The sequence below is a fragment of the Stenotrophomonas sp. 2YAF22 genome (genome assembly GCF_052114665.1).
In the GTDB taxonomy this organism is placed as follows: Bacteria; Pseudomonadota; Gammaproteobacteria; order Xanthomonadales; family Xanthomonadaceae; genus Stenotrophomonas; species Stenotrophomonas indicatrix.
In genome coordinates this window covers 1-4,299 of record NZ_JBFRFE010000369.1, presented here as the reverse complement: position 1 = coordinate 4,299, position 4,299 = coordinate 1, and the positions used below count along the sequence as shown (strand labels likewise).

Annotated in this window: 4 protein-coding genes; 1 reads left to right on the top strand and 3 read right to left on the bottom strand. The window is 62.5% G+C overall.

Translation table 11 applies throughout. The features are described from left to right. Positions 1–1,623, top strand: a 1,623-nt coding sequence (locus AB4Y84_RS14600) for a fatty acid--CoA ligase (RefSeq protein ID WP_442250341.1), incomplete at its 5' end; no start/stop codon positions are given. Between the two features lie 93 nt (positions 1,624–1,716). On the opposite strand, the gene AB4Y84_RS14595 is transcribed toward AB4Y84_RS14600, so the two are convergent. From AB4Y84_RS14595 to AB4Y84_RS14585, 3 genes are all read right to left on the bottom strand, one after another. Then, positions 1,717–2,838 (bottom strand): hypothetical protein, encoded by a 1,122-nt coding sequence (locus tag AB4Y84_RS14595; protein ID WP_442243600.1) that lies wholly within the window; start codon positions 2,836–2,838, stop codon positions 1,717–1,719. A 60-nt stretch (positions 2,839–2,898) separates the two neighbouring features. Next, positions 2,899–3,351 carry a GFA family protein gene (locus AB4Y84_RS14590; protein ID WP_312108167.1) on the bottom strand — a complete coding sequence of 151 codons (453 nt, stop codon included), beginning with the start codon at positions 3,349–3,351 and terminating at the stop codon, positions 2,899–2,901. A 121-nt stretch (positions 3,352–3,472) separates the two neighbouring features. After that, positions 3,473–4,063, bottom strand: coding sequence for a hypothetical protein (locus AB4Y84_RS14585; protein WP_442243601.1), 591 nt, complete (start codon positions 4,061–4,063; stop codon positions 3,473–3,475). Positions 4,064–4,299 lie beyond the last annotated feature (236 nt).

Here is a 4,299-nt window from a genome sequence, read left to right as displayed (position 1 = left end):
GCTCATGCCTATCCCCTGCTGATCAAGCAGTTGCTGCTGACGCCGCTGGCCGTGCGTCGGCAGCAGGAGATCGTCTATGGCGACAAGGTGCGCTTCGACTACCGCACCCTGCAGGCACGCATTGGCCAGTTGGCCGGGCTGTTGACCTCACTGGGGGTAAAGCACGGCGATACCGTGGCAGTGATGGACTGGGACAGCAACCGCTACCTGGAGAGTTACTTCGCCGTGCCGATGATCGGAGCGGTGCTGATGATGGTGAACATCCGCCTGGCGCCTGAGCAGATTGCCTATACGCTCAATCACAGCGGCGCGCGGGTACTCCTGGCCAACCGCGAGTTCCTTCCGTTGCTGGACGCCATCGACGAACAGCTGCCTGACCTGCGCACGCGCGTGCTGCTGGACGAAGAGGATGGCCCACTGCCAGCGGGTTTCGTGACCGAGTACGAAGCCGGGCTGCGCGAGGCCACGCCCATCACCCACTTCCCGGACTTCGACGAGAACACCCGCGCCACGACGTTCTATACCACCGGCACCACGGGCCTGCCCAAAGGGGTGTACTTCAGCCATCGGCAGCTGGTACTGCATTCGCTTGCGGCGATGGCCGCGCTCGGCAGTGCGTCCAGTCAAGGGCGCCTCCACCGTGACGATGTCTACATGCCGATCACCCCGATGTTCCATGTCCACGCCTGGGGCATGCCGTACGTGGCCACGCTGCTGGGCATCAAGCAGGTCTACCCCGGTCGCTACCTGCCGGGCACGTTGCTGGCGTTGATCGCCCGCGAGAAGGTGACGTTCTCGCACTGCGTGCCGACCATCCTGCATATGCTGCTGGGCCATCCCACTGCTGCCGATACCGACCTGCGCAACTGGAAGGTGATCATCGGCGGCGCGGCACTACCGCGGGCCCTGGCGCAGCAGGCACTGGCCCGTGGCATCGACATCTTCGGCGGCTACGGCATGTCCGAGACCTGCCCTCTGCTCACCCTCGCGCAGATCGATGCCGACGCCGTGGACGGCCCGGACGAGGAGCTTTCCCTGCGCACCAAGGCCGGCATTCCGGTGCCGCTGGTTGACCTGCGCATCGTCGACGAACACATGAATGATGTTGCCAACGATGGCATCGCCACCGGGGAAGTGGTGGTGCGCACGCCCTGGCTCACCCAGGGCTATCTGCACAATCCGGACGCTTCGACGGCTTTATGGGCCGGCGGTTACCTGCACACCGGGGACATCGGCAGCATCGATGGCAGCGGCTACCTGCGCGTGACCGACCGCATCAAGGATGTGATCAAGACCGGTGGCGAGTGGATCTCCTCGCTCGCCCTGGAGGACATCATCGCCCTGCATCCGGCGGTCAACGAGGTTGCGGTGATCGGCATCAGCGATACGAAATGGGGCGAGCGACCGCTGCCGTTGGTGGTCCGGCAGCACGGCAGCGATGTGACCGAGGCGGAGATCATCGAGCTGGTCGCAGCACGCAGCCGCTCCGGCGATATCTCCCGCTACGCGATCCCCGACCGCGTCAGCTTCGTCGATTCGCTGGAACGCACCAGCGTGGGCAAGATCAACAAGAAGAAGCTGCGCAGCCTGCATGATTCGGGTGGTGCCACCGACGCCCGCTGAGACCAGCACCTGCAGGGCGAAGACGGTTCTGCTGCAACCCGCACGATGCGGGTTGCAGCATCGCAGAGCCCGTGCACCTTTCGCCCATCTGCATCAGGGCGTGTACCCGGTGCCTTCGAACGCGTGTTCGTAGGTGGACAGTGCTGCAGCAGGTTCTACCAGTCCGATCCTGCTATCCAGGGTGAGTGCGGGCCCTGAACTGCGAAGGTCGACGATGGCGACCGAGCCGACACAGTCAGTGATCAACTGGCAGGCGTCGGCAGCTTCGTCCACGCTCAAGGAGTCGCCGCTGCCCCCGTCTTCCGTCAGCCACGCCATCAAAAGCGTGCGAAGCTCGCTTTGGGGTGGTTCCAGACGTTGCCTGCTACGCCCAAGCGTTTCCCCGGACGCCGTATTCCGCTGCGCCACCGGCGCTGTCGTGGGTCTCTTGCTGTCAACCAGACGCTCCAATCTGGCATGGGCCACGGGCGCATAGGTCACAGGCTTGCCGGTCTGCTCTGGCCACAGCACATAATTCACGCTCGCCGCCGCCGGCCTGTTGAACTGGTGCCTCAGCCTGAGGGCAAGGATGACCAGTTTGGTAAGTTGCCAGCATTTGCCGGGCTGTCGCTGTTCAATCTCCGAAAGCTGGTCAGCCGTAAGCACGGAATCTGTTTTCTGTAACCACCCAAGATAGCGTTCAAGCTCGGCGTCGGCTTCCTCCACACGCTTTGCCTTGCGTTCCTTCTCCAGCTGATCCCTACTGGCTTTGCTGACCGACGCTGGAGCCCCATTGCCATCGGGACTCTCACCCAGATCCCATGCGGGTGCCCGCTTCAGGTCAACGGCAGACCCATCGCAGCGTTTGGCCTGGAAGACCGCCAACCGGTAGCGCTCGTCCTGCCCAGGTGCGGCGATCAGCAGCGCGAAGTCACTGCCAAAGGTGTTTTCTGCCGGGCGGCTGTAATGGAGCCAGCGCAGGCCCATGCGATTGCCGCCAACGTCGCCTTCTGGCCAGATGCAGCTTGCATGGCGGATGCTCGACCCCAAGTGCCCCAGGAACAGGCTGGTAAGCGCTTCCTCATCGAGCTTCCTTCCAATGGAAAGCGCGTTGAAATCATCGAATGCTGCGCAGACTGCAAGCAATGGCAGGCCCACACCATCGGTCGCGGGCAGGCCTTCAAAGCTCTTCCGGAGCGTATCCAGTACCAGGTCGTTAGTGATTGGCGAGCTCATCTGCGCAGTCCTTTTGATCTTGCCCCACGATTTATCCATGGACATTGCGGCCTCGTATCGTCAGGGGCCAGGACATGGCTGCGGATGTTTCTGGCTCACATGAAGCGGACCATCCCACCCATCGAGGTACTTCGGCAGCGCATCTGCAACGTCGATGACACGCTCCCGGTAGAACAGGTGCATCGTTGGCGCAAACCCTGCACCCAGCACGCCCTCGGCAGCTCGCGCAACAAGAGTGTTGGGAACCACGCGCATGCCCAGGCGATTGGTGCCAAACAAGACATCCCCGCAGGTCAGGCAGAAGGTCTTGGAAAGCTGCTTGGCCGGGTGCTGGAAACGCGCATTCTTCGTCCCCGAAACGCTCACCGATTCGGCCGCCCATGCGGTGGCCGAGAGCATCGCAACGCCGTAGAAATCCCTGCAGGTGGCGCAGTGGCAGTTCGCCTGCGCAGCGGGACGGCCATGCAGTTCCATGGTATTTGCGCCGCACAGGCAGGTGATGCAAAGGGACATGGATGTTTCTTTATGGGAGTGGCTGGCGAGGAGTGTGCTGTTACCGCTCGTCCTTCACAAGAGGATGCCTCTTGGTCCGGGCCCGCCCCTGCACATCAAACAGAGGCCGGCCCCGGTTCGGTCACGGCTGAGCTGGACCCACGTCGTTGGCACCGGCGCGATCACAGAACTCGAGGGGCATGCCCGGCTCCTTCACGTCGCTGCACGATGTCCACTGCGGACGCAGCCCCAGCAGGTACTCGACGCGGTCATGGAACAGCTTCAGATCGGCAACGCCGTAACGGCCGTCCAGCGGGAGATTGTGGCGGAAGCTGCGGTGAATCTCCGGGATCGCCGGATTGGCCCAGTACGAACCCTGGTCATCGGCACGGGTCTGCACCGCAAAGCGGGCCCGCGTGCCACCCGCTTCTTCGGAGAAGACAACGGTATACCAGCTAACCGCCGTCATACTCACGTTGTAGAACGTCGTCATGCTCCCCTGGTAACCCATGCGCCGTTCCACATAGCCATATTCACGCTTGGCCGCGATACCGGCCGCGCCAGCGTCGTACTTCATCTTCCCCGGCGCCAGTAGATTCAAGACCTCTGTCGATGCGGCACGAACCTGGTCGATTGACTTGCCCGGATAGAAGCGGGATGCAGCCGCCGTCTGTTCGGGCGTTTCCTTCTTTGGAAGCATCCCGCATCCGCTGACAGACAGCGCCAGCGCCAAAACTACAGTGATTCTCACAGAACTACGTCCTTGTATCCGGATCAGGATTGCGAAATCGAGAGGGCGACACGACCTTCTCCCGAGCATTAGCGGCTGCCGTGCATCTTTCTTGAGGGTTGCGCCCCTGATGGTTCCGCGGCCAGCGAAGCCGCAACCACATGCTATTAACGGCGCCGAACCATGCTGACACTTCATTGGACTTCTGCAGGGCGCAACCACATGACCAAGCTGCACAC

Coding starts and splice junctions, on each gene's coding strand:
- AB4Y84_RS14595 (WP_442243600.1), bottom strand. CDS start 2,838: ATGAGCTCGCCAATCACTAACGACCTGGTACTGGATACGCTCCGGAAG.
- AB4Y84_RS14590 (WP_312108167.1), bottom strand. CDS start 3,351: ATGTCCCTTTGCATCACCTGCCTGTGCGGCGCAAATACCATGGAACTG.